This window comes from Bradyrhizobium sp. 164, assembly GCF_023073715.1.
Lineage (GTDB): Bacteria > Pseudomonadota > Alphaproteobacteria > Rhizobiales > Xanthobacteraceae > Bradyrhizobium.
In genome coordinates this window covers 248,893-273,307 of sequence record NZ_JADPKA010000110.1, presented here as the reverse complement: position 1 = coordinate 273,307, position 24,415 = coordinate 248,893, and the positions used below count along the sequence as shown (strand labels likewise).

Below are 24,415 nucleotides of genomic sequence, written 5' to 3'. Positions count from 1 at the left end.
GACACGCTCGTGCAGTCCCTCCAACTCATACAATTCGGTGATGAGATGCGTTGTCACGTCGGTCAAGGTTGCAATGCGCTGCTGAAGTGGACTCATTTCTAAAAACCCCAACTATAACCAGAGAGGCAGCCACGTCGGTGTGTGTGGCATGAGCAACGTGTTCTTCAAGTTGAACACCCATGTCCAAATTTGGAAATCCGGGAGTCTACGGCCGCGCGTGTCAGAGGGCGATTTCGTGTTTCATGGTGAACTCGGCGCGTCCGGCCACGTTTAGCTCCGTGCAATGCAGCAAGCGTGCGGATTAGTCATATTGTATCGATCGGATTCTCTGTGCGACGTGGCAGCGAGGGCGCTTGAGTTATCCGGTAAAAGAAAACGGCCGCCTAAAGGCGACCGCTGCGCATCTATCGGGCGAATTGCTCACGCGTAATCGCTGCCGCCGTCGTCGCCACCGCCGAAGTCGCTGTCGTCGGCCACATCCATGTTGTCGTCGCGATCGTCGTCATAGCTCTGATCGTTGTTGTTGTCCCGGTCGTTCGACGCCTGGTCGAAGAAGCCCTGGCGGGAGTCGTGATTCGAGCCGATGTCGTTGAGGCCCGCGTCGCGCGCCAGCGAACCGCCTGACTGATCGCTGCCGCCCCAGGGGCTGCGGTCGCCCAAGGCGTTGGTGTCGCCAAAAGCCTGCTGATGCGGTCCGCCCATCATGCCGCGGATGCTGGAGAGCAGCAGCGAGCCGCCGACGACGCCGGCTGCCGCCGCCGCCGCCGTGCCGAGGAACGAGCCGCCGCCACCGCCGATAGGGGGCGCGCCATAGCCCTGACCCGGACCTTGGCCGTAGGCCTGTCCGTAAGGCGGCTGACCATAACCCGGCTGGCCTTGCTGCATCGCCTGGCCGCTGTTCCAGACCGGCCGCGAATCGCGCGGCGGCACGTTCGGCACAGAACTGCGCGACGAGCCACCGCCGAATAGCGTGTCACGCATGGTATCTAGGAAGCCGCCGGACTGCGCCTGCTCGGGCGCCTGCCCCGCTTCCAGCTCCTGGATGCGGCCGTGGGCGCGCTTCAGCGCTTCGTCCTGCAGCAGCACGGTCTGGACCAGCGCGTAGATCGCACCGGGTGCCTTGCGCAAGCCGTCGGAGATCGCGGCGATCGCGTCGGGATCGCGCGGTGCATTTTCGAGTTTGGTAAGCCGGTCGAAAAGCTCGTCGACGAGCTGGCGTTCCTGCGGCGTCATGATCTGTCTCCTTCGCGCAAAACCAAGCGCGAGGCAGATGTAGGGTTCCATTGTGGCCCCAACAGTGCCGGCCGGATTAAATTTCGGTATGCGACAAGCTGCCTCGCACGGCCGTTTCGGCGATTTCACCCCAGCGTGACCCCACTGTCCGCCAGCAGACGTGGGAATGCGTCGCCGGCGAGATAAGCGTGCTCGCGTTCGCGCACATCCGTCATCGGGTCGAGGCCAACAAGGACGTCATCGACGAATCCGGGATGGCACATCACGAGACCACCGTCGGGGAGGCCTTCCAGGAACTGCCGCATCAATGCGCCGAAATCGGCCGCCCGCGTGAAGTCGTAAGCGCCGGCGAAGCCTGGATTGAAGCTGAGGCCGGCGCTGCCGGCGCGGCGGCGGAATTGGGCGCTGAGGATATCGAGCACCATGGCCTTTGGTGACGCCAGCCGCCGCGCCAGCGGCAGGTTGCGGCCGCCCTGGCGTACCCACGCGTTCGGTGCGGTCTCGCTAACGGCATCGACAAAGCCGTCGCGCACCTGCGGATAGAGCTGGACGTGCTGGTGGCCATCGACGAAGTCGGGCGCACGTCCGAATGCTTCCATGAAAGCTGCGAGCTGCGCCTTCACCTCGTTGCGAAAGAATTCGCGGTCGAGCCGTCGCATCAGTGCGGCGCGCAGCAGCTTCGGAAAGGCCAAGAACATGTCGCCGTCGAGTGGACGGAAATGCATGGTGAGCGGCCGGAACGGTGCCGACAGCGTCACGTGGAGGCCGATCGCGCAGTGCGGGCTCGATTTGGCTGCCGCGTCCAGCGCTTCGATCTCGCTGCGCGCGATCGCAGGTCCCACCATCATCACCGACGTGGCGTTGAGGCGGCCGCGTTCGATCAGGTCGCGGATGGCGCGATTGACGCCCGCGCTGATACCGTAATCGTCGGCGCAGAGCCAGATTCGCCGCAGACTCGCGGCCGCGCTCATTCGGCCGCCGTCCGCTTCGAAGCGTCGTCGGCGTTGTCGGTCTCGAAGCGCTTTTCGCTGTGCTCGGCGACGAAGTAGATCGGGCGCGCCTTTAGCTCGGAGAGGATCTTGCCGATATATTCGCCGACGATGCCGATCATGATGAGCTGCACGCCGCCGATGGTCATCAGGCCGACCACGAGCGAGGGATAGCCGGGCACCTGCTTGCCAGTCGTGAACACCTCCCAGAGGATCGAGAGGCCGAACAGGAAGGCGATCCCGGCGAGCACCACGCCGAGCAGGCTGGCGAAGCGCAAGGGAGCGACCGAGAACGAGGTCAGGCCCTCGATCGACAGGCCGAGCAGGCGTGCGGCGTTGAAAGTGGTGGCGCCATGGGCGCGCGGCGCCGGTTCGTAGTCGACGCGGATCTGGCGAAAGCCGATCCAGCTGGCCAGTCCCTTGAAGAAGCGGTTGCGCTCCGGCAGCTGTCTCAGCGCTGCAACCGCCCGCGGCGAGAGCAGGCGGAAATCGCCGGCGTCCTCGGGAATCTTCTGCCGCGCGCCCCAATTGATCAGGGCGTAGAAGCCGTGCACGGCGAGCCGGCGCAGGAAGCTTTCGTTGTCGCGATGCGCCTTGGCGGTATAGACGACGTCGTAGCCGTCATCGATCCAGTGCCGCACCAGCTGCTCGACCAGGGCCGGCGGATGCTGGCCGTCGCCGTCCATGAACATGACGGCGCCGAGCCGGGCATGGTCGAGGCCGGCCATCAGCGCCGCCTCCTTGCCGAAATTGCGCGACAGCGAGACCACCTGGACGCCGATTGCGTCAGCCGGCAGGCTGCGGGCGATCGACAGCGTCGCATCCGCGCTGCCGTCGTCGACATAGACGACCTCGCAGGCCAGGCGATAGCGCTGCCGCAAGGTCTTCGCGAGTTCGCAGATCCGCTGGTGCAGGGCGGCGAGGCCCGCCGCCTCATTGTAGACGGGGACGACAATCGAGAGTCCCTTCGCGGCGGCGCTGGCCGCGGTGGTCGTCATGCCGGAAACGTCAGAGCCCAGCGTCATCGATCAAGGTTCCAAGGCGTTAGGTCTTATCAACAGCATATGTTAGCTGCGGTTTGCTGTCGCTACGCTGAACGAAACAGAGGCTCACCGCCCCAGAAAGGCCTCGAGCTTGGCGAACAGCGGGTTCTCCCGGTCGAACACGTAGTCGAGCGAAACCACCGAGACGGTCTCGGCGCCATGCTCGCGCAGGAAGCTCGCCAGCGCATAGAGTTGGTCCGGGGGGCAGTGCAGCGTCAGCATGCCTGACGAGGTCGGTCCGCCAAACGGGGCCGCGACGCCGAACCGGCTGTGGGCCTCGCCGAGCAGGGCGGCGTCGCATTGCCGAAAGCGGGTGCGGACCTCGCGGTACTTGTTGGCGCGGGCTCGCGCCGCAATGTGATCGAGGATGACGCGCGCAGTCTCGCGTGCCTGCAACGACCAGTCGGCCTCTTTGGAGGCGACCAGATTGGCCTGGCTGCGCAGGATCACGCCGTCGTCGAGCACCCGCAAGCCATTGGCGGCGAGCGTCGCACCGGTCGTAGTGATGTCGACGATCAGCTCGGCGCTGCCCGCCGCGGGCGCGCCTTCGGTGGCGCCGGCGCTTTCGACGATGCGGTAGTCGGTGATGCCGTGGCTCTGGAAGAAGGCGCGCGTCAGATTGACGAACTTGGTCGCGACCCGCATCCGCATGTGATGTTGCTCGCGGAAGCCGGTGGTCACGTCGTCGAGGTCGGCCATGGTGCGGACGTCGATCCAGGCCTGCGGCACCGCGACGACGACGTCGGCATAGCCGAAGCCGAGCCCCTCGATCAGTGACACGCGCTTGTCGGCGTCCGCGATGTTCTCGCGCACCAGGTCTTCCCCGGTGACGCCGAGATGCGCAAAACCGCGGGAGAGTTGCGAGGCGATCTCGCTCGCCGAGAGATAGGCGACCTCGACATTGTCGAGACCCGCGATGGCGCCGCGATAGTCGCGGGCACCGCCGGCCTTCGACAGCTTGAGCCCGGCGCGGGCGAAGAAGGCTTCCGTGTTTTCCTGAAGGCGGCCCTTGGAAGGAACGGCCAGAACGAATGGCGCGCTCATGACTTAAGCCCCCACCTTGCGGCCGATCTTGGTCAGCGCGTCCACCCAGACCGAGAAGCCGACCGCGGGAATTGGCTGCACGGAGCCGAGCTGGGTCATCAGCCCGTCATAGCGGCCACCGGCGACCAGCGGCTCGGCGCCATTACCTCTGTGATGCAATTCGAACTCGAAGCCGGTGTAATAGTCGAGCCCGCGGCCGAACGCGGTCGAGAAACGCGTCAGCTTCACGTCGATGCCGCGCGCCGCCATGAAGCCGACCCGGCTCTCGAACTGGTCGATCGCAGCCGTGAGATCGAGCTTGGCATCGGCGGTCAGTGCACGCAGCTTTGCGACGGCATCGTCGGGATTGCCTGCGATCGACAGGAAGCGTTTGAGCACGGTGATCGCCTCGCGCGGCAACGCGCCACCCTTGAGGGTCGATTGCTCGAGGAAGCGGTCGGCAATCTCGGCTGTGGTACGGCCGCCGACATTGGTGGTGCCGGCGATCGACATCAAATCGGTGACGAAGGCGAGCGCCGCCTTGCGGTCCGAGCCGGCCAGCGCAGCGAGCACGCCCTCATATTCGCTGCGGGTCGCGGTGGCCGCGGCCGCCAGCCGCTCCAGATCCTGCTCCAGGCTGATCTTGCGGTTGAAATCCTTGACCAGGCGGCGGCGCCAGACCGGATAGAGATCGAGCGCGTCGAGCAGGGCATTGAACAGCGCGACGTCACCGGTGCGGATCTCGACGTCGCCGACACCGAAGGCGGCAGTTGCCTCCAGGGCCAGCGCCAGCATCTCGGCATCCGCCGCGGCGCGGTCCTGGCGGCCGAAGGACTCGATGCCGGCCTGGAGAAACTCGCTGGCCTGGCCGCCGCGGTATCGGAACACCGGGCCGAGATAGCTGAACCCGGCCGCTTGGCCGGCACGGCCAGAGGCGAGGTAATCGCGCGCCACCGGAATGGTCAGGTCCGGGCGCAGACAGAGCTCCTCGCCCGAGAGGTCCGTGGTCAGGTACAGGCTCTTGCGGATGTCTTCGCCCGAGAGGTCCAGGAACGGCTCGGCCGGTTGCAGGATGGCGGGCTCGGCCCTGACATAGCCCGCCTGCGCGAACGACAACAGCAGCGTATCCGCCCAGGCGGCGGAGCCGGCAGCATTTGAGGTGGCGGTCGCGGTCATAATAGAGGTCCATCGTCCCGGTGGAACCGGGCAGGCAAGGGAAGGGACGGGAATTGGCGCAGCCCTTAGCATGGCCCGAATGCGGTTTCGACCTCCAAAGGATCAATCGCTTAACGGGTGGGCAATTCCCCGGATTAGGTGGACTTGCCCCAATCGCCCAGCACCGCCTGCACCAGCGCCAGGGCCGCCACCGCGGCGGTGTCGGCCCGCATGATCCGCGGGCCGAGCGCCAGCTGCAGGATTTTCGGCTGCCGCAGCAGCAGCGCCCGTTCCTCCTCGGCAAAGCCCCCTTCTGGGCCGATCAGCACGTCGATACCTTTGCCGGCCTCGCGTGCGTTCTGCAGGCTCTGAACGGGGTTTGCAACCGCGGCCGCCTCATCGCAGAAGATGAGCAGGCGGTCTGCGGCGCGCTGGCTGAGGTACCGCTCCAGCGGCACCGGCTCGGCCACCGAGGCGATGCTGAGGATACCGCATTGCTCGGCGGCCTCGACGACGTTGGCGCGCATTCGCTCGGTGTTGACCCGGGAGGCCTGGGTGAACCGGGTTAGGACCGGCTGGAGCCTGGCGGCGCCCATCTCGATGGCCTTCTGGACCATGTAATCCAGCCGGGCATGCTTGAGCGGGGCGAACACGTAGGCCACGTCAGGCAGCCCGTCCTGAAGCCGGGTCTGCTGAAGGATCACAAGGCCATCCGGCCGTTTGCGGCCTTCGATGGCAGCCTGCCACTCGCCGTCCCGGCCGTTGAACGCCAAAACCTCGGCCCCGGCGGGCAGCCGGAGCACGTTGCCCAGATAATTGCTCTGGTCGCGGTCGAGCTGCACCCTGGCGTCTTGGGCGAGGGGGGCGTCGACGAACAGGCGAGGGGCGCGAAAATCGTGGGAAGGCATGGTTCAAAGGTCCAATTTGCCGCCGTTCTTAACCGAAACCAGTATTTTTGGGGGTAAATATCGACGAATTGGTGCGTCTCCGCGCCGCGCTCTTGCCCTATTCAACGGGTTGTTAAGCCCCGGCGGGAATCGTAAAAACGCGAACACGCTGGTTGCGCTTCGATTGGAAGACGCCGAACCCGTAAGCTCCTGCCGGAGAGACTGCCTTCATGATCCGTCGCCTGATGGTCCCGATCACTGCCGCCGCCATGGTCGCCATGGGTGCTGCGGGCGCTAATGCGCAAAGCGCGTTCCCGGCACCGCTGCCAAACCAGGCCGCCACCAGCTCCGCCTTTCCGCCCGTGAACGGCTCGGCACCCGTTGCCTCCGTCGGCACGGCGCCGCAATCATCCTTTCCCGTCAACGGCGCCGCGCCGATCGGCGGTGCCGGCGCTTTCAGCGCAGCTCCGCCGACGCAAGGCGGTCCCGGCGAGGACTGCATGAAGGCCTTCATTCCGCTCCGCGAGGAAGCCGAGAAGCGCGGCAAGCTGATCAAGGCCGCGAGCGACCGTCATGCGCCGCCGGACGAGGCGTGCAAGCTGATCGGCAACTTCAGCCAGGCTGAGCTGAAAATGATCAAGTACATCGAGTCCCACGCCGCCAAATGCGGAATCCCGCCGCAGATCGGCGAGCAGATGAAGACCGGCCACAAGAACACCGAGGCCATGCAGAAGAAGGTCTGCATGGTCGCGCAGCAGATGCAGCAGCAGCAGGCGCGCCCGGCCGGCCCGTCGCTGAGCGAGGTGCTGGGTTCGGGCTCGGCGCCGGAAGCCAATGCCGGCAAGAAGGGCGGCAGCACCTTCGATACGCTCAACGGCAACGTCCTGACCCGATGAGCGATACATCCGCCCGCGTTGCCGACTCTACAGGCAACTGGGTCGATACGCTCGCGCCGCAATGGGCGCGGCCTTATTTGCGCTTGTCCCGCTTCGACCGTCCGATCGGCTCCTGGCTGCTGTTGATGCCGTGCTGGTGGTCGGCGGCGCTCGCCGCCGGCATGGCGCACGAGATCCGCGGCCTGCCGCTCACCATCGTGCTGTTCTTCATCGGCGCCTTCGTGATGCGCGGAGCCGGCTGCACCTGGAACGACATCACCGACCGCGACCTCGATGACAAGGTCGAGCGCACCCGCTCGCGGCCGCTGCCGTCAGGGCAGGTGACCACGAAGCAGGCGCTGCTCTTCATGGTCGCACAGGCGCTGATCGGTCTCGTGGTGCTGTTGCAGTTCAACCGCTTCGCGGTGCTGACCGGCATCGCCTCGCTCTTGATCGTCGCGATCTACCCCTTCATGAAGCGCATCACCTGGTGGCCGCAGATCGTGCTCGGGCTGGCCTTCTCCTGGGGCGCCCTGATGGGATTTGCCGTCACCTTCGGACGCATCGACGTCACCGCGCTCGTGCTCTATGCCGGCGCGATTTCATGGGTGATCGGCTATGACACGATCTACGCGCATCAGGACGCCGAGGACGACGCGCTGATCGGCATCAAATCCACCGCGCGCCTGTTCGGCGCGCATACGCACCAGGCGCTGATCCTGTTCTATGGCTTTGCGGTGATGCTGATCGGCGTCGCGCTGGCTTCAGGCGATGCGGGCTGGCTGGCCTGGCTCGGCCTTGCGGCCTTCGCCGTGCATCTGGCGTGGCAGATCGTGCGGCTGAGGATCGATGATCCCGAACTGTGCCTGCGCCTGTTCAAGTCGAACCGCGATGCGGGGCTGTTGCTATTTGCAGGATTACTCGCCGACGCGGCAATGCGGGCGGCGTAGTTGCCACTCAATCCCTTGCAATGATCTCGCGTTCGCCCTGATGCACGGTGAGTTCGCGCGCGATGCCGGTGCGCCGGCGCATCAAGAATTTCGGGCGGCGGGCGCGGATCGCGTTGGCGCGACGGCGGCGCGGCGCGGGTTTGCGTGCGCCTTCGTCGAGCTGCGGAAGCGCGAAGATCTCGCTCCAGATCGCCCAGGCTTGCGCGATCTCGTCGGCCTCGGCGCCGACCAGCAGCGGAATGGAGAGCGAGGGATCGCGATGCACGAGGACGAGGGTCTGCACCTCGTCATTGCCGCGCAGCGCGACGCCGGTGAAGTCGCTGACACGGACGTTGATGGCCATCTGCATGCCGCGAACGGCACGGCGCAGCACGACACGCTCGCGATGAAGCTCGATCTGCCTGACATGTCCGTCGGCGCGCGGATCGTGCGCATCGAAGCGGACCGGAAGGGAAAGAGGGTCGAGCCGCAAGGAGCGGCTCGACCCGGCGGGAGCGACCCCGCATGTTGCTGTTTGACGCCTCACGGCTTTAGTTCTCCCCGCCGGGATTATGTTCCCGGTCGATGCGAGGACCTTAGCGCGCGCCTTTCCGAAACCGCTTAAAAAGGCTGGTTAACCCACCGTCACTGCTGCTCATGATTGACAAGACCTTGGCGCGCATGATTGACGAGACGTTGCGCGAGAGCTGCGAATCTGAGCTTTTGGCGGGCTGAAAATGCTTGAAGTCCGCGCTATCAGGGCACATCTGTGGGTTCCGGTCCCGAACCCGCCCCAACAGGATTTCGTTCGTGAACTCTTCACCATCCGCAAGCTCGACGCTTTCGACCCAAATGTCGTCGCAGGCCCATCGCGACCTGTTCGATCAGTCCGCGCTCTCCGATCTCGCGCAGCGGCTGGTCGAGGCCGCCAAGCGCGCCGGCGCTGATGCAGCCGATGCCGTCGCAGTACGCGGCGTCTCGCAGGGCGTCGAGGTGCGCGACGGCCGCGTCGAGGAATCCGAGCGGTCCGAGGGCGACGATGTCGGCCTGCGCGTGCTGGTCGGCCAGCGCCAGGCGGTGGTCTCGACCAACGACGTCAGCGGCGATGCCGTGACCAAGCTCGCCGAACGCGCGGTGGCGATGGCGCGTGTTGCGCCCGACGACAAATATGTCGGCCTAGCCGATCCCGCGCTGCTCGCGCGCGACTTCCCCGATCTCGACCTGCTCGATCCCGACCTGCCTACGACCTCAGAGCTCGAGCGCCGCGCGCTTGCGGCCGAAGCTGCGGCGCTCGGCGTGAAGGGGGTGACCAAATCCGGCGGCGCCTCGGCTTCCGCCGGCATCGGCGGCATGGTGCTCGTCACCTCTACCGGCTTCCACGGCTCTTACCTACGCTCCAGCCAGGGCATTTCCGCCACCGCCATATCGGGCGAAGGCACCAGCATGGAGCGCGACTACGACTTCACCTCGGCGCCACACGGCGCCGATTTGTTGTCGCCGGAAACCGTCGGCCGGTCCGCCGGCGAGCGCACGGTGGCGCGCTACAATCCGCGCAAGGTCGAGACCTGCAAGGTGCCCGTCGTGTTCGATCCGCGCGTTGCGGGCTCCCTGGTCGGCCATCTCGTCGGCGCCATCAACGGCGCCTCGATCGCGCGCAAGACCAGTTTCTTGAAGGACAAGCTCGGCCAGCAGCTGTTCGCGAAGAACATTCGCATCGTCGACGATCCCTTGCGCAAGCGCGGCCTGCGCTCGCAGACGTTTGACGCCGAAGGCGTCGCGGTGAGGAAGATCGCGCTGGTCGACGAGGGCGTGCTGACGACCTGGCTGCTCGACTGCGCCACCGCGCGCGAGCTCGGCCTCACCACCACCGGCCACGCCCATCGCGGCGTCTCCTCCTCGCCGTCGCCCGGGCCGTACAACCTGCATCTCGAGGCCGGCACGCCGACGCCGGCCGAGCTGATCGCGGACATCAAGCAGGGCTTCTACGTCACCGACCTGATCGGCTCCGGCGTCAACGGCGTCACCGGCGATTACAGCCGCGGCGCCTCCGGCTTCTGGATCGAGAACGGCGAGATCACCTATCCCGTCAGCGAGGTGACGATCGCCGGACATCTATTCGAGATCTTCAAGTCAATGCAGCCGGCGAACAATCTCGAATTCCGCTACGGCATCAATGCGCCGACGGTGCGCATCGAGGGTTTGACGCTTGGCGGACGCTGACGCGCAATCCCCAGACGCGACCATCCTGACACGCGATGCGGCGCTGCTGAAGGACGCGGTGCGGGACGCGGGCGCGCTGGCGCAGTCGATGTTCCGCACCGAGCTGAAGAAGTGGATCAAGGGGGCATCCTCGCCGGTGTCGGAAGCCGACATCGCGGTCAACAATCTGCTCGAAACGCGCTTGCGCGCTGCGACGCCTGACTATGGCTGGCTGTCCGAGGAAAGTGCCGACGATGCGGCACGGCTGTCGCGGCGACTGACCTGGATCGTCGATCCCATCGACGGCACGCGCAATTATCTGGGCGGTCATGACGATTGGTGCGTGAGCGTCGCGCTGGTCGAGGATACCTCACCGGTGCTTGCCGCGGTGTTCGCACCGGCGCGCGATGAATTCTTCTTCGCGGTCCGCGGCCAGGGCACGACGCTGAACGGGGCGCCGGTGCGGGCGACGTCCGGGTCCGAGTTCGACTTCGCGCGCGTCGCCGGCCCGAAGCCGCTGGTCGAGCGGCTCAATGCCACGGGCGGTGAGATCAAGCTGCATCCGCGAATCGGCTCGCTCGCGCTGCGTCTGTGCCGGGTCGCCGATGGCGCGCTGGATGCGGCCTTTGCGGGCGGCAACAGCCATGATTGGGACCTTGCGGCGGCCGATTTGATCGTGCAGGAAGCGGGTGGTAAGATGAGTGACCTCTCCGGAGAACCCATCCTCTATAACCGCCGGGAAGTGGCGCACGGGGTGCTGGTGGCAGCGGGACGCGATCGTCATGCGGGCATTGTCGCGCATTTTCGAAACCGCCCCTTGCCCTAAGCGCTTCGTCGTGCTTGTCGAACACTGCTTTGCCGGGCAGCCCGTTAGGAAGAGAACCCATGCCAGATAGTGCCCCGCAACAACTGCTTCATCTCGTCATCGGTGGCGAGCTCGTCGATCTCGAGCACAACACCTTCAAGAACCTCGACGACGTCGACATCGTCGGCCTCTATCCGAACTACGCCACCGCGCACGCGGCCTGGCGAGCCAAGGCGCAGAGCACGGTCGACAACGCGCAGATGCGCTATTTCATCGTCCATCTCCACCGCCTGCTCGACCCCAATCAAGAACCGGCGCGTTGAAAAAACTGCTTCGCAATACGCTGCGAAGCAGCTTTATTCAGCGTGCCGTCGGGGTCCTGGCGGCTGAATATCTGCGTCTGGTCTGGCGGACCAACAAGTTCAGGTTCGATCCGCCTGACGTCTATGACCGCGTCGAGCCGCAGATCCCGGCGATCTTCGCCTTCTGGCACGGCCAGCATTTCCTCACCCCCTTCATCAAGAACAAGGATTGGTACCGCGCCAAGGTGCTGATCTCCCGTCATCGCGACGGCGAGTTCAATGCGATCGCCGCCGAGCGGCTCGGGATCGGCACCATCCGTGGTTCCGGCGATCACGGCGGCGCCTTCCACCGCAAGGGCGGGGTCGGCGCCTTCAAGGAAATGGTGCGGACGCTCCAGGACGGTTGTAATGTCGCGCTGACCGCCGATGTCCCCAAACGCTCGCGCGTGGCCGGGCTCGGCATCATCATGCTGGCACGGGAATCGGGGCGGCCGATCATGCCTTTCGCAATGGCGACCAGCCGCTTCATCCGGCTCAAGAACTGGGACCGCACCACCATCAATTTGCCATTCGGGCGAGGCGCATTGGTCGGCATCAAGGAAATCCACGTTCCACCGGATGCCGACGCCGCAACCATGGAAGCGCTTCGGCTGGAGCTGGAGGAGACGTTGAACGAGGCGACCCGCCGCGCCTATGCGCAACTCGGGCGCCCGGGACCGGAAGATGCCTGACCCGCTGCCGATGACGCTGCGAATGTATCAGCGCCTGGCCTCCGGCCTGGTGCCGCTCGCGCCCGCGCTGATCAAGCGGCGGTTGAAACAGGGCAAGGAGGATCCCGCGCGCGTCAGCGAGCGGCGGGGCTTGTCGCGGGACGTGCGGCCACATGGCCCGCTGGTGTGGATCCACGGCGCCAGCGTCGGCGAGGTTCTGGCTGCGGCAGCGCTGATCGAGCGGCTGCGCGATCTCAATCTGCGCATCCTGCTCACCTCCGGCACCGTCACCTCGGCGGCCGTGGTGGCGAAGCGCTTCCCGCCCGACGTCATCCATCAATACGTGCCGTATGATTCCCCGCGCTACGTCGCGCGCTTCCTCGATCATTGGAAGCCGTCGCTGGCGCTGTTCATCGAATCCGACCTGTGGCCCAACCTGATCCTCGCCGGCGCGGCGCGCCGCGTGCCGATGGTGCTGATCAACGGGCGGATGTCGCCGCGCTCGTTCCCGCGCTGGCGGCGCATGCACGGCACCATCTCGGCGCTGCTTTCCCGGTTCGACATTTGTCTGGCACAATCGAAGACGGATGCCGAGCGCTTTGCCGCGCTCGGCGGCCGCGACGTCCTCACCACCGGCAATCTCAAGCTCGACGTCCCGGCGCCGCCGGCCGATCCCGCCAGGCTTGAGCGGCTGATGGCGATGATGCGCGGGCGGCCGATCATCGTCGCGGCCTCGACCCATCCGGGCGAAGACGAGATGCTGATCGCGGCGCATCGAAGCCTCGCCGGCTTCTTCCCGCAGCTTCTGACCGTGATCGTGCCGCGCCATCCGGACCGCGGCTCCTCGATCGCGGGTCTGATCACCGCCTCGGGCCTCAAGCCGGCATTGCGCTCGCGCGAGGAGCTGCCGGCGGCGACGACCGACCTCTATGTCGCCGACACCATGGGCGAGCTCGGCCTGTTCTATCGCCTTTCGCCGATCGTCTTCATGGGCGGATCGCTGATCCATCATGGCGGCCAGAACCCGATCGAGGCGATCAAGCTCGGTGCCGCCATCATCCATGGTCCGCACGTCTTCAATTTCGCCGATGTCTACGAGACGCTCGACGGGCGCGGCGGGGCGCGCCAGGTCGACACGCAGGAAGCGCTGGTCAAGCAGCTCGGCCAATTGCTGGCCGATCCCACCGCGCGCGACAAGATGCAGCGCGCCGGCGCGGGCGTGGTCGAGCAGCTCGGCGGCGCGCTCGATCGCACCATGGCGGCACTCGAGCCCTACCTGTTGCAACTGCGGATCGAGATGGGAGCCGCCAATGCGTGAGCCGGCCTTCTGGTACCGGCCACGCTCCCCGCAGTCGCATGTCCTCAGTCCTCTGGGTGCGCTCTACGGCGCGATCACTGCGCGTCGCATGGCGCGCCAGGGCTTTGACGCCGGCATTCCCGTGATCTGCGTCGGCAACTACCATGTCGGCGGTGCCGGCAAGACGCCGACCGTGCTGGCGTTGACCAAGCTACTGCGCGAGCTCAGTGAGATCCCGGTGGTGCTCAGCCGCGGCTATGGCGGACGCCTGAAAGGTCCGATTATGGTCGACCGGGCGCGTCACACCGCTTCCGACGTCGGCGACGAGCCGCTGATGCTGGCGCGCGAGGTCCCCGTCGCGGTCGCGCGTGATCGCCTCGAGGGCGTCGCGCTGGCGAAGTCGCAAGGCGCCACCGTGATCCTGATGGACGACGGCTTCCAGAACCCGCGTCTGCACAAGGACGCCTCGCTGATCGTGATCGACAGCGAGCGCGGCCTCGGCAACGGCAAGGTGTTTCCCGCCGGTCCCCTGCGCGCGCCACTGCAGGCGCAGCTCGCGCGCACCGATGCGCTGGTCCTGATCGGCGACGGGCGTGCCGCGAACGATGTCGCGGCCGAGCTTGCCAAGCGCGACAAGCCGGAGCTGCGCGCACGGCTGAAGCCGAATGCGGCCTCGCTCGCGCAGCTCCTTGGCAAGCGGGTTTTCGCCTTCGCCGGCATCGGCGATCCCGAGCGCTTCTTCCGCGGCTTGCGCGCCAGCGGCATCGACGTCGCACGCACGCGCCGGTTTGCCGATCACCACATGTTCTCGGATGACGAGCTCGCCGCACTCGCGGTGCAGGCCCGGCGCGAGCAGCTCACGCTGGTGACCACGGAAAAGGATCTCGCGCGTCTGCGCGGCCGTGAGGGCGTGCCCGAGGGCATCGTGGCGTTCGCCGTGCAACTTGAGTTCGACGATCCGGCAAAGCTGCAGGAAGTGATCAGCGACCACCTGTACAGGGCGCGCGAGCGGCGGTTCAGCACACGTTGATCTCACACGTTAGGCCAGCGTCTCTGCCGTAGCGCCAAAAGCGAAGTGTCGCGGCTGACGAATTCTCTTCCGCACGTTTGGGACCTGATATAGCCTTTCATGAGAGCCGTCACCGGGACGTGCCGAACTCCCGGCAATCATCGGCGGCGTTTATGCCCACGGCGGGCCCTACCTTCATCATTTCAGATACGACGGCCGCAACGACCAGTTCGCGGCAAGGCAAGTTATTGCCAAGAGCACAGAGAGCAGATTCCAAGAGCACAGAGGAGAACATGCCATGCATTTTTGCCTCACCGGACAATACACATCACGCTCCCTCGAGGCCATTCTGGAAAATCCCACGACCGATCGCCAGGAGGCGGCTCGAAAACTCATCGAAGCGGCCGGCGGAAGGCTGATCTCGATGTACAGCGTTGCGGCCGACGGCCCCGGCGTTTTGGTGATTTTCGACGTGCCTGACCCGAGTGCCGCTCCGGCCATTTCCGGCCTGACCGTCGCGGCGGGCACCCTGCAGAACGTGAAACTGACTCGGCTGTTCACGCAGGACGAGATCAAGCAGGTCCGCCAGAACGCGGCAAGGCTGCGTTCTTCGTATGCCCCGCCTGGAAGCTGACATCCGGATCTGAAGCGAAGCCGCCGCGGCACCAAGCGGCGGCAACGTTCACGTCACAGCAACAATCAAGTTTGCAAGCCGAGGGCATCGTGCTGGGTTCGGCGCCATACGCCGACCGAACCTGCTTGCCAGCGGCCTTGGTAACGGCCTGCGACCGCCGTTCAGCATTCAGTCATGCTCACCACACCCCGACGGCCATTAACCCGACAATGGTCAGGCATGAGGCACAGGCTACCATGACAGTATAGCATTCGGGTGTATTCATTGCTTCCTCCCAATCTGTTGCCAAGTGCTTGGTCACTGCACGCGGGAGAGATCGCCGGTCCTCGGCCGCTTCAATTCGGCACGCCGCAACCGATTTTGCGCTGCGCGTCCGTCCTCTCATCCTCACCCTGAGCTGCAGGATGATTGTGCGCTTCGAGAGCTTCAGAGCGTTCGGCTGAGATCAGAAGCTGCTTCCGCATTTCAGCGAGGCGGGCGCGGCAATATTCACGATAGAGCAGGTCCAATATGGTGGGCATGATTCACCCCCATCGTTTGAATTTGATTTACAGATATTCCACCGCGCATTTTTCGAGGTGATCGTAGCCCGCCGGATGACTCTTCGATATGAGCCCGTTCACAGACTGCGCCAGTTCCAAAGCTCGATCGCCGTTTGGCTGACTTGATTGTCTGCGCGATAAAAGGAGCAGGGCTAATTACCTAACACGCAATATAGCAGCCCATTGTTTCACCAAGACTTCGTCAAACAACTTAAGAGCGCCGATTTGCGACAAAGAATCCAACTACAGCGTGAAATGACGAGCCACGGAGTGCAAGTAATCTTTGATGCAACGCGGATCGTACGGCGAAAATCATTTCGGCTGCGGGAATCGCGGTTCAGGTGCGCGCGCACATCGTCTCCATCCCAAGTCGCGCGAGAAGCTGCGCCCCTGTTGCAGGTGGCTGCGCTCTTGTCTCCCACGACCTCAACTCGGAAAGCATGCCCGGGCGGTCAGCGTCACCGGAGAGAGGTTGAGAATCTGCGGGAACGTGAATGCATAACTCGCGCTGACCTCGTTGCCGCATGCTGACGCAGAAAAGGTGAATGTCTCCGCAGGGAGCGTGAGGCCGAACGCCTGCTGCGCAGCGTAACTGGTGATGGCACTGCTGCTTGGGCAGAGCGTGCTGTTGACGGTTGCGCAACGCGCTGCCATTTCGCTCCCATGCTGGATTCCCAGCTGAGTCCAGAACAGCAGCCCGCATTCGATGATCCCAAATATGAACAGGAAGAACGCCGGAGCGGTCAGCGCAAATTCCAGCGCGGATGCGCCTCGATTGTCTTGCCATAGTGCCGCGAGTTTCACTGCAGCCTCGCAGTGGATTGCGCGCTGTAAGTGTATGTGGCCGCCACAATCTGGTAATCGATGATGGTATAGTACGTCGCCCGCGCCGAGACCGTCGTATACGTTCCAGCCTGCGCGCCGCCGGTGCAAACCGTCCCGCAGGTGACAGTGCTGACACCTGCACTCGTTGGGCATCCGCAAAATTGGACCGGCGGAGGTGAGGCGGTGATGTCCGTGGCGCTGGTGGCACTTCTTACGGCGTTCGAAATGCCGCTCGCGTTAAAGCCGCGCGCAATTGCGTATTGCGCTCCCGCTTGTGCGGCATTTTCGACCTGCATCTTGCGATACAGTGCAAGCCCGATGTCCGTTACGGAAACGACCATCAGGGACAGCACCGGGATCAAGATGCCGAATTCGGCGGCCGCAACGCCGCGTTTGTCGCTGACAGCAGCGCGCACGTGCCCTGTTAGAGAATCAAGCAACCGACGACGGCGCCTGGATGAGACGCTCTGAATTTGCATTGACCCAAACCTCATTCGATGAGCTGTGCGGTTTGCGAACCTATGGTCGCGGTGCCGAGCGCGGTGCAATTGACCTGGAGGTTCGACGTGCCGCTGAACGTCAGCGTGTCCGCGATGATCTTGGTGCAGGATGTGCTCGTGCCGTTGCCGCCGCTGAAGCTGAGATTGGCCTTTGGCAGATAGATGGCGCCGCCGAAATTCTGTGTGCTGCCACCGGTGAGATTGAAAGCAGTCCCGGCCGGCATATTGCGGTCGCCGTACATGACGATGCCTTTCGTGGGGCCGCTGGTTGGTGCCGTCAGGTTGATGGTCGCGTTGCTGCCGATCGAAGCGGTGCCCCAGTCGCTTCCCGAGCCTGTAAACACCAGGGTCACGCCGCTGCCCGCGATTGTGGCGTTTCCAGCGACGCTCAAGTTGGCCCCGTCCAGATAATAGATGCCTGGACTCAGATTCAGGACTGCGCCGGCATTGACCGTAATGCTGCCCATGTAGCAGCCGGGGTCGAGCGAGTTCGTTTTTCCGTTGGCGTTGACCGTAATCTTGGCGTTGGTGCAACTCGGCCTCGCGGGGGGAGAAACGTTGGCGTAGGGGTCGGCGACGGGCGATATGTGCGTCTTGATACCGTTGCTCGCCGTGATGCTGCTCGCGCCGGAGACGTCGCCAACCACTCCGACCTGATTTGCAGCGACGGAGGCGCTGCCGGCAACGTTGAGCGAGGGACTTGCACTCGAGTTGCTGTAAAGGTTGCACTTGATCAGGTTGAGCTGGTTGCCGCCGCTGACGTTGACGGCGGGACTTGCGCTCGAGTTGAGCGCAAGTACGCAGCCTGTCCCGGAATTTGGCAGGGCGACAGAGCGTGCGGTTATGAGCACAGGATCCGAGCCGAACAAGGCTGATAGCAGCCGCTGCTGCGGCTGACTCACGATGACTTCGATGGCCTGCGAATTCGAAGCATGATTGCCTGTCTTCGGTGGCTGGTTCACCGTGACCGTGACGTTGTTCGACCCGTTCGCGTAACCGTAGTTTGCCGTCACCGCCTTGGCTTCGGACAAGGGGTCGGTGCCCGCACTCGCCGCTGTCGCAGCGCTGACCGCGCCCGAGTCAGCCGCGCTCTGCATATTCTTGTGTTTGTAGTACCACCAGCCGACTTCCGTGCCGAGGCCCGCGGTGCCGACCAGGACCGGCATCAGCAGCGCCGAAATGAGCACATAGCTGCCCGACTGATCTCGGGCGAATCGTTGAAGCAGGCTAATCGTGCGTCCGCGCCGACGAGCATGATCCGCTGGGCACGATGATGCATCGAACGAACGGCTGCAAAGTCTCCGAGGGTCCATGCGCTTCTGCCCGCCTGCCACTTTTTCCCGCCACAATGTGGTGCAGACCGACTTAAATGAGGCCCAACGGGAGCGAGACAATTTTAGACATCAGCTGACATTCAGCCGACATTCATGGCCGTGCGCTATCGATATAGCTCCGATCAGGAGAATTCGATGAAATTGCGATCCGCGATCTTTGTCGCCAGCCTCGCATGTCTGCCGGTTTTGCCCGCGCTTACTCAGACCTCCTCGCCGCCGCCTGCCGCCGCTCCGGCGAATCCGACAAGTGCGGTGCCGGTTCCCGCGACCAAGCGCGTCACGTGCCTCGCCACGGCGCAAAATCTGAAGGGACAGGACAAACGCGACCAGATGCAGCTCTGCATGGCGCAGGCGCGGGTCGACTGCCTCAAGCAGGCGGTTGATCAGAAGATCGTCGGCGAGGCCCGCAAGACTTTCATCAAGACGTGTGTGGGCGCGGATGGCCGGGAGCAGCAATAGACGCGCGGGCGGGGCCTTAGGCCTGCGGCTTCGGCACGCCGGGGAAATGCCGCTGGAGCACGGCGGCAGGCGTGGCGTAGGCTTCTTGCAGATCCACACTCCAGTACTTCAGTTCGTCGAGCGGGATGCGCGCGTCGGTGATGGCACAACGCACATAGGTGCCCGGCGAGATCACGCGGAAATCGCCGTCAAGATATTGCACCTGCGCTTCGCCATGGCCCGAGGGGCCGAACTTGTTCAGCACGGTCGAAAGTCTCCGTGGAAGGCCTCTCCGTGGAAAACCTTGGAGGGCATAATGTGTCGGGCTGGATGTAGCATAGATAGGGTGGCTTGTCCGCCCGGTAAACCCACCGGTTTGTGATGTTTTGGCGCCGTTTCCGCGTGATAGTGCTTGGACGAAGGATCTTGACGCAGGGTCCGATGCGCCTTCGACTGACCGCCCTGTTCCTGACGCTCCTGACGTCGGCCGCGCACGCCGCGCCGGTGCCGCAGCAGGTCGACATCCCGCTGTCGTCGGGCGTCCTGCATGCGCAGCTCTACAAGCCCGAGGGCGAGGGGCCTTTTCCGGCCGTGATCGCGCTGCACGGCTGCGGCGGGCTCAGTGGCCATTCCGATTCCGTCCTGCCGCGCTATCGCGACTGGGCGGAGCGGCTGCTGAGGGCCGGCAATGCGGTGCTGCTGCCTGACAGCTACGGCTCGCGCGAGCTCGGGCCGCAATGTCGCGTCAAGGAGATGCACGTTAAGGCGCGCCGTGAACGCGTCACCGACATCGCGGCGTCACGCGCCTGGCTGATGAAGCAGAACTGGGTGGCGCGCGACCGCGTCAGCCTGATCGGCTGGGCCAACGGCGCCAGCGCGCTGCTCTGGGCGGTGCGGCCGCAGAGTGCCGCCCGCGATCTGGACCCGGATTTCCGTGCCGCGGTCGCCTTCTATCCCGATTGCCGGATCTCCGCCGGCCTCGGCTGGAGCACGCGGGTGCCGACCCTGGTGCTGATCGGCGCCAATGACGACGTCTCGTCGCCGCCGGCCTGCCGCCAGATGGTGGATGGCGCGCGCGGCCGCAGCGCGCTTGCGCGCATCGTGGTCTATCCCGGCGCTTATCACGATTTCGACCGCGCCAACACGCCACTGCACGCAGCCGCCGGCGGCACCGACGTAGCCGCGCCCGAGCATGGTCATCTCGGCACCGATATGCAGGCCCGCGCGGAATCGCAGAAGGACGTCGCGGAATGGCTGGCGCGGTGATCGCGGCGCCGTAGCCCGAACGAGCGAAGCGACATTCGGGGAGGTCGGTCCCGCAGATCGCGGCGCTCATGCGGACCACAAATCTGGAAGCGGGGCCGCCCGAGGAACAACATCAGGCGGACAGCGTCGCATCGACCACCGCCCTGTACGGACCATGATGGCCGACCGGCATCTACGGATCGCGCGCGGCGCCGTTTTTCAGCACATGGCCATGCCATCATTCGACCACGATGTCGACTAAACGCGTGTCATATGCGTAGCCGTATCGTCCTGTTCGCCTCCGCCCTGATCGTCTTCACCGTCGCGATCTTCCTGTTTGAAGCCCACGCCGGCGCGCCACAGCTCGTGCCGGAACATTGCGGCTTCTGGACCACGATCGACGCGGGGTTGTCGTGTAGGTAGAGCCGTAATACCTCCACATGCTCCGTCATTGCGAGCGCAGCGAAGCAATCCAGAGTCTCTCCACGGAGGGATTCTGGATTGCTTCGTCGCTTCGCTCCTCGCAATGACGAGCTTGTGGCTACGCTGGTTCCTACACACTCTCTGTCATCGCCCGGCTTGGGCGCCCCAGTACGCCGAGACGTCTGTGATTCACCGACAAGCCGCGGCGTACTGGCTTCCCCGCATCCGCGGGGAATGACACCGAGACCCGCGCCTAAAATAGGCTACCCTGATCCACCGGTTTGGCCACGCGCTTCGGCGCGGGCTTTGTCTCCTGTGCGGCCGGCTTCTGTTGCGCCGGGGCGCGCTTCGCCGCAGGCGCCGGGCGGTCCGCATCCGCAGTCGCGGCCACGCGGCCATCGGCAAATTCGATCTCGAGCCGCGCATTCGGTCCGACGCTGTCGGCCGCATGCAGGGGGTGGCCGGTTTCATCGCGCACCAATGCAAAGCCGCGCGCGAGCACGCTGCGGTAGGATAGCGCGGAGAGCAGCTTGCCGCTGTTCGCGACACGCGCATCGAGCCGTTGCAGCAGGGTGACGAGCGCGCGTTGCGCGCGCTCGGACAGCCGATGCGTGCGCTCGCGCTGGCGGAGAATCGCGTTGCGCTGGGCCTGCGCGTTGGAGAGCTTTGAGGCGCGCAGGCGAAGCTCGAGCCCGGCAAAGTGGTCGCGCCGCCGCCGCAGCAGCGAGCGCGCGGAGAGGCCGAGCCGCTCGCCGCAAACAGTGAGGCGGTGATCGGCCTGCGCGATCTGGCCGTGCAGCACCCGCAGCGTCAGCTTGGCGCTGGCGGCCGTAAACCTGCGGAAATGCGCGTGCGTGTTGGCCTTGAGGCCACGGGGCAGGGACGCGCCCGCCGAGTCCAGCCGCTGCCGCGGGATCGCGAGCAGGTCGCCGGCCGCCGGCAGCGCGCGCGCGGCCGCGCGCAGCTCGTTGCGGCGGTTTTCATGGCCGCGCTGCCAGCAGGCGCGGGTGCGGCGGGCGAGATCGGCGACCTCGACGAACAAGTCGCTGCGCACCGGCACCGCCATCTCGGCCGCCGCCGTCGGCGTCGGCGCGCGCTTGTCGGCGACGAAATCGATCAGCGTGATGTCGGTCTCGTGCCCGACCGCCGAGATCAGCGGGATCATGCTGTCGGCCGCCGCGCGCACCACGATCTCCTCGTTGAACGACCAGAGATCCTCCAGCGAGCCGCCGCCGCGCGCGACGATCAGGACATCGGGTCGCGGAATCCTGCCGCCTTCGGGCAGCGCGTTGAAGCCGCGGATCGCGGCCGCGACCTGCTCGGCCGAGCCTTCGCCCTGCACCTTGACCGGCCACACCAGCACGCGGCGCGGAAAGCGATCCTCCAGCCGATGCAGGATGTCGCGGATGACCGCGCCGGTCGGCGACGTCACGACGCCGATCACATCCGGCAGCCAGGGCAGCAGCTGCTTGCGGGCCTCGTCGAACAAGCCTTCGGCGGCGAGCTTCTTCTTGCGCTCCTCCATCAGCGCCATCAGCGCGCCGATGCCGGCCGGCTCCAGCGCCTCGATGACGATCTGGTATTTGGAAGAGCCCGGATAGGTGGTGAGCTTGCCGGTGGCGATGACCTCGAGCCCCTCCTGGGGCTTGAACCGCATGCGGCTGTGCACGCCCTTCCAGATCACCGCCTCGATCTTGGCGCTCTCGTCCTTGAGCGCGAAATAGCAATGGCCGGAGGAGTGCGCCCCGCGAAAGCCGGAGATCTCGCCGCGGACCCGGACATGGCCAAAAGCGTCCTCGACCGTCCGCTTCAGGGACAGCGAGAGCTCGGAGACGGTGAATTCGGGCGCGTTGAGCAGTTGTTCCGCAGGCGGCATCTAGCAAACGATTCGGCATTTTGGGGTCAGACCCGACGTTAAGGATTTTCGCGCCCCGGCGCCAATCCGGATATTGATCGGGAGAGTACTCTGTGATATAGAGTTATCTATTGTTTGATCAGTTTCGGGAGATGAGCCATGGCGATCCGGCTGCTGCGCGGCGTTTTGACCGGCCTGAAATGGGCCTTGTGTGCCGTCGGCGGCGTGGCGCTGATCCTGGGCGCCATGATGGCAACGCCGCTGGAGCGGCCGCCCGAGATGCGATCGGTCTCGGATTCAGCCAAAGGCATCGACTGGTCCACGTTGCCACCGCTCGAACGCTTTCAGGCCCGCGATGGCACCTGGATCGGTTATCGCCACTATGCGCCGAAAGGCCCGGAGACGGGCCGCGGCGCGATTTTCATCCATGGCTCCTCCGGCTCCAGCGGCACCGTCAATCACGCGCTGACCCATGCGATCGCCGCGCGCGGGGTGGAGACCTGGGCGCTGGACATCCGCGGCCATGGCGGCTCCGGCACGCGCGGCGACATCGGCTATGTCGGCCAGCTCGAAGACGACCTCGTCGACTTCGTCGCTCATGTCCGCAGGAACGCACCTGATCTGCCGCTGATCCTGATCGGCCATTCCGCCGGCGCCGGCTTCTCGCTGCGCGTTGCCGCGACACCGATCATGCAGGACATGTTCGTCCGCACCGTGCTGCTCGCGCCCTATCTCGGCTATGACGCGCCGACCAACAGGCCGAAGGCCGGCGGCTGGGCCAACATGGACCTCCCACGCTTCCTCGGCCTGACCGCGCTGCGCAGGCTCGGGATCGACTGCTGTTCGCAGCTTCCGGTGCTGGCCTTGGCCGTGCCGGCGAGTTCGGCGAAATACCTCACCTCGACCTATTCCGACCGCCTGATGCGCAATTTCGCGACGCGCGGCTACCGCATCGATCTACCGGCAACGACACGCCCGATCACGATCTTCGGCGGCGCCGAGGACGAAATGATGATCTCGGACAAATATGCGGAAGCCGTGCAGGCGGTGAAGCCATCGGTTGACGTCAAGATCATCGACGGCATCAACCACATGGGCATCGTCACCAATCCAAAGGCCGTCTCCGCGATCGCCGAAGATGTGGCGACGCGCGGGGCAGGGCAGTCATGATCGACAGCAAGGAGGCGTCCGCGGCGCTGGCCGATATCGACGACATCGTCCGGCGCGTGAAGCAATCGCAGCTCTATGACCTGGCGAGCATCGCTGCCGTGTGGTGGGGCGTGTTGGTCTTTGCAGGGAATGTCGTGACCTGGCTCTGGCCGGTCTACGCAGTCTATGCCTGGGTTGCCGTAGACGTCATGGGCGTCGGCGGTCTGGTTGCGCTTCGCTTGTTCAATCCACCACATCACCCGCATGGTGCGGCCTTCGGCATCAGGCTGCTCCTGGTGTTCGTGTTGTTCTTCGCCTTCGGTTATCTCTGTACCAATGTGATCGGCCATTTCGGGCCACGCCAGTTGGGTGCGTTCTGGCCGCTCTACTTCATGCTGTTCTACGCGCTGGCGGGTCTCTGGTTCGGTTACGCCTTCGTTGCGATTGGTCTCGGCATTTCGGCGCTGACGTTGATCGGCTTCTTCTACATCGGTGAGGCGTTTCCGCTCTGGATGGCGTTCGTCAATGGCGGCGGTCTAATCATCGGCGGCCTCTGGATGCGGCGGAGCTAGAATTGGCCGAGCTCGACGACATCATCCACCAGCCGCTGCGGCTGAAGATCATGGCGGCGCTGAACGCGCTGCCGCAGTCGACCGGCCTGGAATTCGCGCGGCTGAAGAAGCTCACCGGCGCCACCGACGGCAATCTCGGCGCACATATCGAGACCTTGGCCAAGGCGGGGTACGTTTCCGTCGACAAGGCCTTCGTCGGCAAGAAGCCGCAGACCACGGTCACCGCAACCGCCGTCGGCCGCGGCGCCTTCGCGCGGCATGTCGCGACGTTGCAGGAGATCATCGCGGGGAAGCAGGTCTGATCGTCCGAAGCTGGCGCGAACTCTTACCCTCCCTGGAGGGGGCCCTCCAGGGGAGGGTAAGAGCGGCTCGACGCGGCGGCCTGGAATGGCGGGAGTACGGGGGCCAGCCCCCTTGAGACCGACCGCGATTCGTGCGACCG

The 24,415-nt window shown here is 65.1% G+C and carries 27 protein-coding genes; 15 read left to right on the top strand and 12 right to left on the bottom strand.

Going from position 1 to position 24,415, the window contains the following annotated elements; all coding sequences use genetic code 11:
• Positions 1 to 420: 420 nt before the first annotated feature.
• The 6 genes from IVB01_RS34200 to IVB01_RS34175 all read right to left on the bottom strand — a co-directional run bounded on the left by IVB01_RS34200 (position 421) and on the right by IVB01_RS34175 (position 6,351).
• A complete protein-coding gene (locus tag IVB01_RS34200) occupies positions 421 to 1,233 on the bottom strand; it encodes a DUF2076 domain-containing protein (protein WP_247465148.1) in 813 nt (270 codons plus the stop codon).
• A gap of 125 nt (positions 1,234 to 1,358) precedes the next feature.
• Positions 1,359 to 2,204, bottom strand: coding sequence for a ChbG/HpnK family deacetylase (locus tag IVB01_RS34195; protein ID WP_247277603.1), 846 nt, complete (start codon positions 2,202 to 2,204; stop codon positions 1,359 to 1,361).
• The gene (locus tag IVB01_RS34190; protein WP_247277602.1) at positions 2,201 to 3,247 is read right to left on the bottom strand and encodes a glycosyltransferase family 2 protein; all 1,047 of its coding nucleotides are present in this window, start codon (positions 3,245 to 3,247) and stop codon (positions 2,201 to 2,203) included. The genes IVB01_RS34195 and IVB01_RS34190 overlap by 4 nt, the downstream gene beginning before the upstream one ends.
• Before the next feature lie 84 nt (positions 3,248 to 3,331).
• Complete coding sequence (gene hisG, locus IVB01_RS34185) at positions 3,332 to 4,309, bottom strand: ATP phosphoribosyltransferase (RefSeq protein ID WP_247277601.1); 978 nt, start codon at positions 4,307 to 4,309, stop codon at positions 3,332 to 3,334.
• Between the two features lie 3 nt (positions 4,310 to 4,312).
• Positions 4,313 to 5,464 carry an ATP phosphoribosyltransferase regulatory subunit gene (locus IVB01_RS34180; protein WP_247277600.1) on the bottom strand — a complete coding sequence of 384 codons (1,152 nt, stop codon included), beginning with the start codon at positions 5,462 to 5,464 and terminating at the stop codon, positions 4,313 to 4,315.
• A 134-nt stretch (positions 5,465 to 5,598) separates the two neighbouring features.
• The gene (locus IVB01_RS34175; RefSeq protein WP_247277599.1) at positions 5,599 to 6,351 is read right to left on the bottom strand and encodes a 16S rRNA (uracil(1498)-N(3))-methyltransferase; all 753 of its coding nucleotides are present in this window, start codon (positions 6,349 to 6,351) and stop codon (positions 5,599 to 5,601) included.
• Between the two features lie 209 nt (positions 6,352 to 6,560).
• Between IVB01_RS34175 and IVB01_RS34170 the strand changes: the two genes are divergently transcribed.
• Both IVB01_RS34170 and ubiA read left to right on the top strand, forming a co-directional pair.
• Positions 6,561 to 7,226, top strand: a complete 666-nt coding sequence (locus IVB01_RS34170) for a hypothetical protein (RefSeq protein WP_247277598.1) — start codon at positions 6,561 to 6,563, stop codon at positions 7,224 to 7,226.
• On the top strand, positions 7,223 to 8,155 hold the full coding sequence (gene ubiA / locus IVB01_RS34165) for a 4-hydroxybenzoate octaprenyltransferase (protein ID WP_247277597.1): 933 nt from the start codon (positions 7,223 to 7,225) through the stop codon (positions 8,153 to 8,155). Before IVB01_RS34170 ends, ubiA begins: the two co-directional genes overlap by 4 nt.
• A gap of 7 nt (positions 8,156 to 8,162) precedes the next feature.
• Here ubiA and IVB01_RS34160 read toward each other — a convergent pair whose 3' ends face one another.
• Complete coding sequence (locus IVB01_RS34160) at positions 8,163 to 8,681, bottom strand: DUF6101 family protein (protein ID WP_247277596.1); 519 nt, start codon at positions 8,679 to 8,681, stop codon at positions 8,163 to 8,165.
• A 305-nt stretch (positions 8,682 to 8,986) separates the two neighbouring features.
• On the opposite strand from IVB01_RS34160, the gene IVB01_RS34155 reads away from it, so the two are divergent.
• From IVB01_RS34155 to IVB01_RS34125, 7 genes are all read left to right on the top strand, one after another.
• Complete coding sequence (locus IVB01_RS34155) at positions 8,987 to 10,354, top strand: TldD/PmbA family protein (RefSeq protein ID WP_247277756.1); 1,368 nt, start codon at positions 8,987 to 8,989, stop codon at positions 10,352 to 10,354.
• Positions 10,341 to 11,159 carry a 3'(2'),5'-bisphosphate nucleotidase CysQ gene (locus IVB01_RS34150; RefSeq protein WP_247277595.1) on the top strand — a complete coding sequence of 273 codons (819 nt, stop codon included), beginning with the start codon at positions 10,341 to 10,343 and terminating at the stop codon, positions 11,157 to 11,159. The genes IVB01_RS34155 and IVB01_RS34150 overlap by 14 nt, the downstream gene beginning before the upstream one ends.
• A gap of 59 nt (positions 11,160 to 11,218) precedes the next feature.
• The gene (locus IVB01_RS34145; RefSeq protein WP_027575891.1) at positions 11,219 to 11,461 is read left to right on the top strand and encodes a DUF4170 domain-containing protein; all 243 of its coding nucleotides are present in this window, start codon (positions 11,219 to 11,221) and stop codon (positions 11,459 to 11,461) included.
• On the top strand, positions 11,458 to 12,171 hold the full coding sequence (locus IVB01_RS34140; RefSeq protein ID WP_247277594.1) for a lysophospholipid acyltransferase family protein: 714 nt from the start codon (positions 11,458 to 11,460) through the stop codon (positions 12,169 to 12,171). Before IVB01_RS34145 ends, IVB01_RS34140 begins: the two co-directional genes overlap by 4 nt.
• The gene (locus IVB01_RS34135; protein WP_247495211.1) at positions 12,164 to 13,468 is read left to right on the top strand and encodes a 3-deoxy-D-manno-octulosonic acid transferase; all 1,305 of its coding nucleotides are present in this window, start codon (positions 12,164 to 12,166) and stop codon (positions 13,466 to 13,468) included. The genes IVB01_RS34140 and IVB01_RS34135 overlap by 8 nt, the downstream gene beginning before the upstream one ends.
• Entirely contained in the window at positions 13,461 to 14,477 is a 1,017-nt protein-coding gene (gene lpxK / locus IVB01_RS34130) for a tetraacyldisaccharide 4'-kinase (protein WP_247277592.1), read from the top strand. The genes IVB01_RS34135 and lpxK overlap by 8 nt, the downstream gene beginning before the upstream one ends.
• A gap of 277 nt (positions 14,478 to 14,754) precedes the next feature.
• Positions 14,755 to 15,090 (top strand): GYD domain-containing protein, encoded by a 336-nt coding sequence (locus tag IVB01_RS34125; protein ID WP_247277591.1) that lies wholly within the window; start codon positions 14,755 to 14,757, stop codon positions 15,088 to 15,090.
• Positions 15,091 to 16,058: 968 nt separating this feature from the next.
• Here IVB01_RS34125 and IVB01_RS34120 read toward each other — a convergent pair.
• Genes IVB01_RS34120 through IVB01_RS34110 form a run of 3 tightly spaced genes read right to left on the bottom strand, consistent with a single transcriptional unit; the run spans position 16,059 to position 18,270 of the window.
• The gene (locus IVB01_RS34120) at positions 16,059 to 16,436 is read right to left on the bottom strand and encodes a TadE/TadG family type IV pilus assembly protein (protein ID WP_247277590.1); all 378 of its coding nucleotides are present in this window, start codon (positions 16,434 to 16,436) and stop codon (positions 16,059 to 16,061) included.
• A complete protein-coding gene (locus IVB01_RS34115) occupies positions 16,433 to 16,936 on the bottom strand; it encodes a TadE/TadG family type IV pilus assembly protein (RefSeq protein WP_247277589.1) in 504 nt (167 codons plus the stop codon). The genes IVB01_RS34120 and IVB01_RS34115 overlap by 4 nt, the downstream gene beginning before the upstream one ends.
• A gap of 11 nt (positions 16,937 to 16,947) precedes the next feature.
• A complete protein-coding gene (locus IVB01_RS34110) occupies positions 16,948 to 18,270 on the bottom strand; it encodes a pilus assembly protein TadG-related protein (RefSeq protein WP_256464546.1) in 1,323 nt (440 codons plus the stop codon).
• 156 nt (positions 18,271 to 18,426) lie between these two features.
• On the opposite strand from IVB01_RS34110, the gene IVB01_RS34105 reads away from it, so the two are divergent.
• Positions 18,427 to 18,750: a hypothetical protein gene (locus tag IVB01_RS34105; RefSeq protein WP_247495219.1), complete on the top strand. Its 324-nt coding sequence runs from the start codon at positions 18,427 to 18,429 to the stop codon at positions 18,748 to 18,750.
• 16 nt (positions 18,751 to 18,766) lie between these two features.
• Here the strand turns inward: IVB01_RS34105 and IVB01_RS34100 are convergent, their stop codons facing one another.
• Positions 18,767 to 18,994 (bottom strand): DUF2093 domain-containing protein, encoded by a 228-nt coding sequence (locus IVB01_RS34100; RefSeq protein WP_247277587.1) that lies wholly within the window; start codon positions 18,992 to 18,994, stop codon positions 18,767 to 18,769.
• Between the two features lie 176 nt (positions 18,995 to 19,170).
• Here IVB01_RS34100 and IVB01_RS34095 point away from each other — a divergent pair, with 176 nt between their 5' ends.
• On the top strand, positions 19,171 to 19,995 hold the full coding sequence (locus tag IVB01_RS34095) for a dienelactone hydrolase family protein (protein ID WP_247277586.1): 825 nt from the start codon (positions 19,171 to 19,173) through the stop codon (positions 19,993 to 19,995).
• Positions 19,996 to 20,247: 252 nt separating this feature from the next.
• The gene (locus IVB01_RS34090; RefSeq protein WP_247277585.1) at positions 20,248 to 20,397 is read left to right on the top strand and encodes a hypothetical protein; all 150 of its coding nucleotides are present in this window, start codon (positions 20,248 to 20,250) and stop codon (positions 20,395 to 20,397) included.
• Between the two features lie 253 nt (positions 20,398 to 20,650).
• On the opposite strand, the gene xseA is transcribed toward IVB01_RS34090, so the two are convergent.
• On the bottom strand, positions 20,651 to 22,273 hold the full coding sequence (xseA, locus tag IVB01_RS34085) for an exodeoxyribonuclease VII large subunit (protein WP_247495210.1): 1,623 nt from the start codon (positions 22,271 to 22,273) through the stop codon (positions 20,651 to 20,653).
• Positions 22,274 to 22,411: 138 nt separating this feature from the next.
• On the opposite strand from xseA, the gene IVB01_RS34080 reads away from it, so the two are divergent.
• Genes IVB01_RS34080 through IVB01_RS34070 form a run of 3 tightly spaced genes read left to right on the top strand, consistent with a single transcriptional unit; the run spans position 22,412 to position 24,275 of the window.
• Positions 22,412 to 23,422, top strand: coding sequence for an alpha/beta hydrolase (locus tag IVB01_RS34080; protein ID WP_247495209.1), 1,011 nt, complete (start codon positions 22,412 to 22,414; stop codon positions 23,420 to 23,422).
• The gene (locus IVB01_RS34075; protein WP_247277582.1) at positions 23,419 to 23,973 is read left to right on the top strand and encodes a hypothetical protein; all 555 of its coding nucleotides are present in this window, start codon (positions 23,419 to 23,421) and stop codon (positions 23,971 to 23,973) included. Before IVB01_RS34080 ends, IVB01_RS34075 begins: the two co-directional genes overlap by 4 nt.
• Positions 23,974 to 23,975: 2 nt before the next feature.
• A complete protein-coding gene (locus IVB01_RS34070; RefSeq protein ID WP_247277581.1) occupies positions 23,976 to 24,275 on the top strand; it encodes a transcriptional regulator in 300 nt (99 codons plus the stop codon).
• The last annotated feature ends 140 nt before the right edge of the window (positions 24,276 to 24,415 follow it).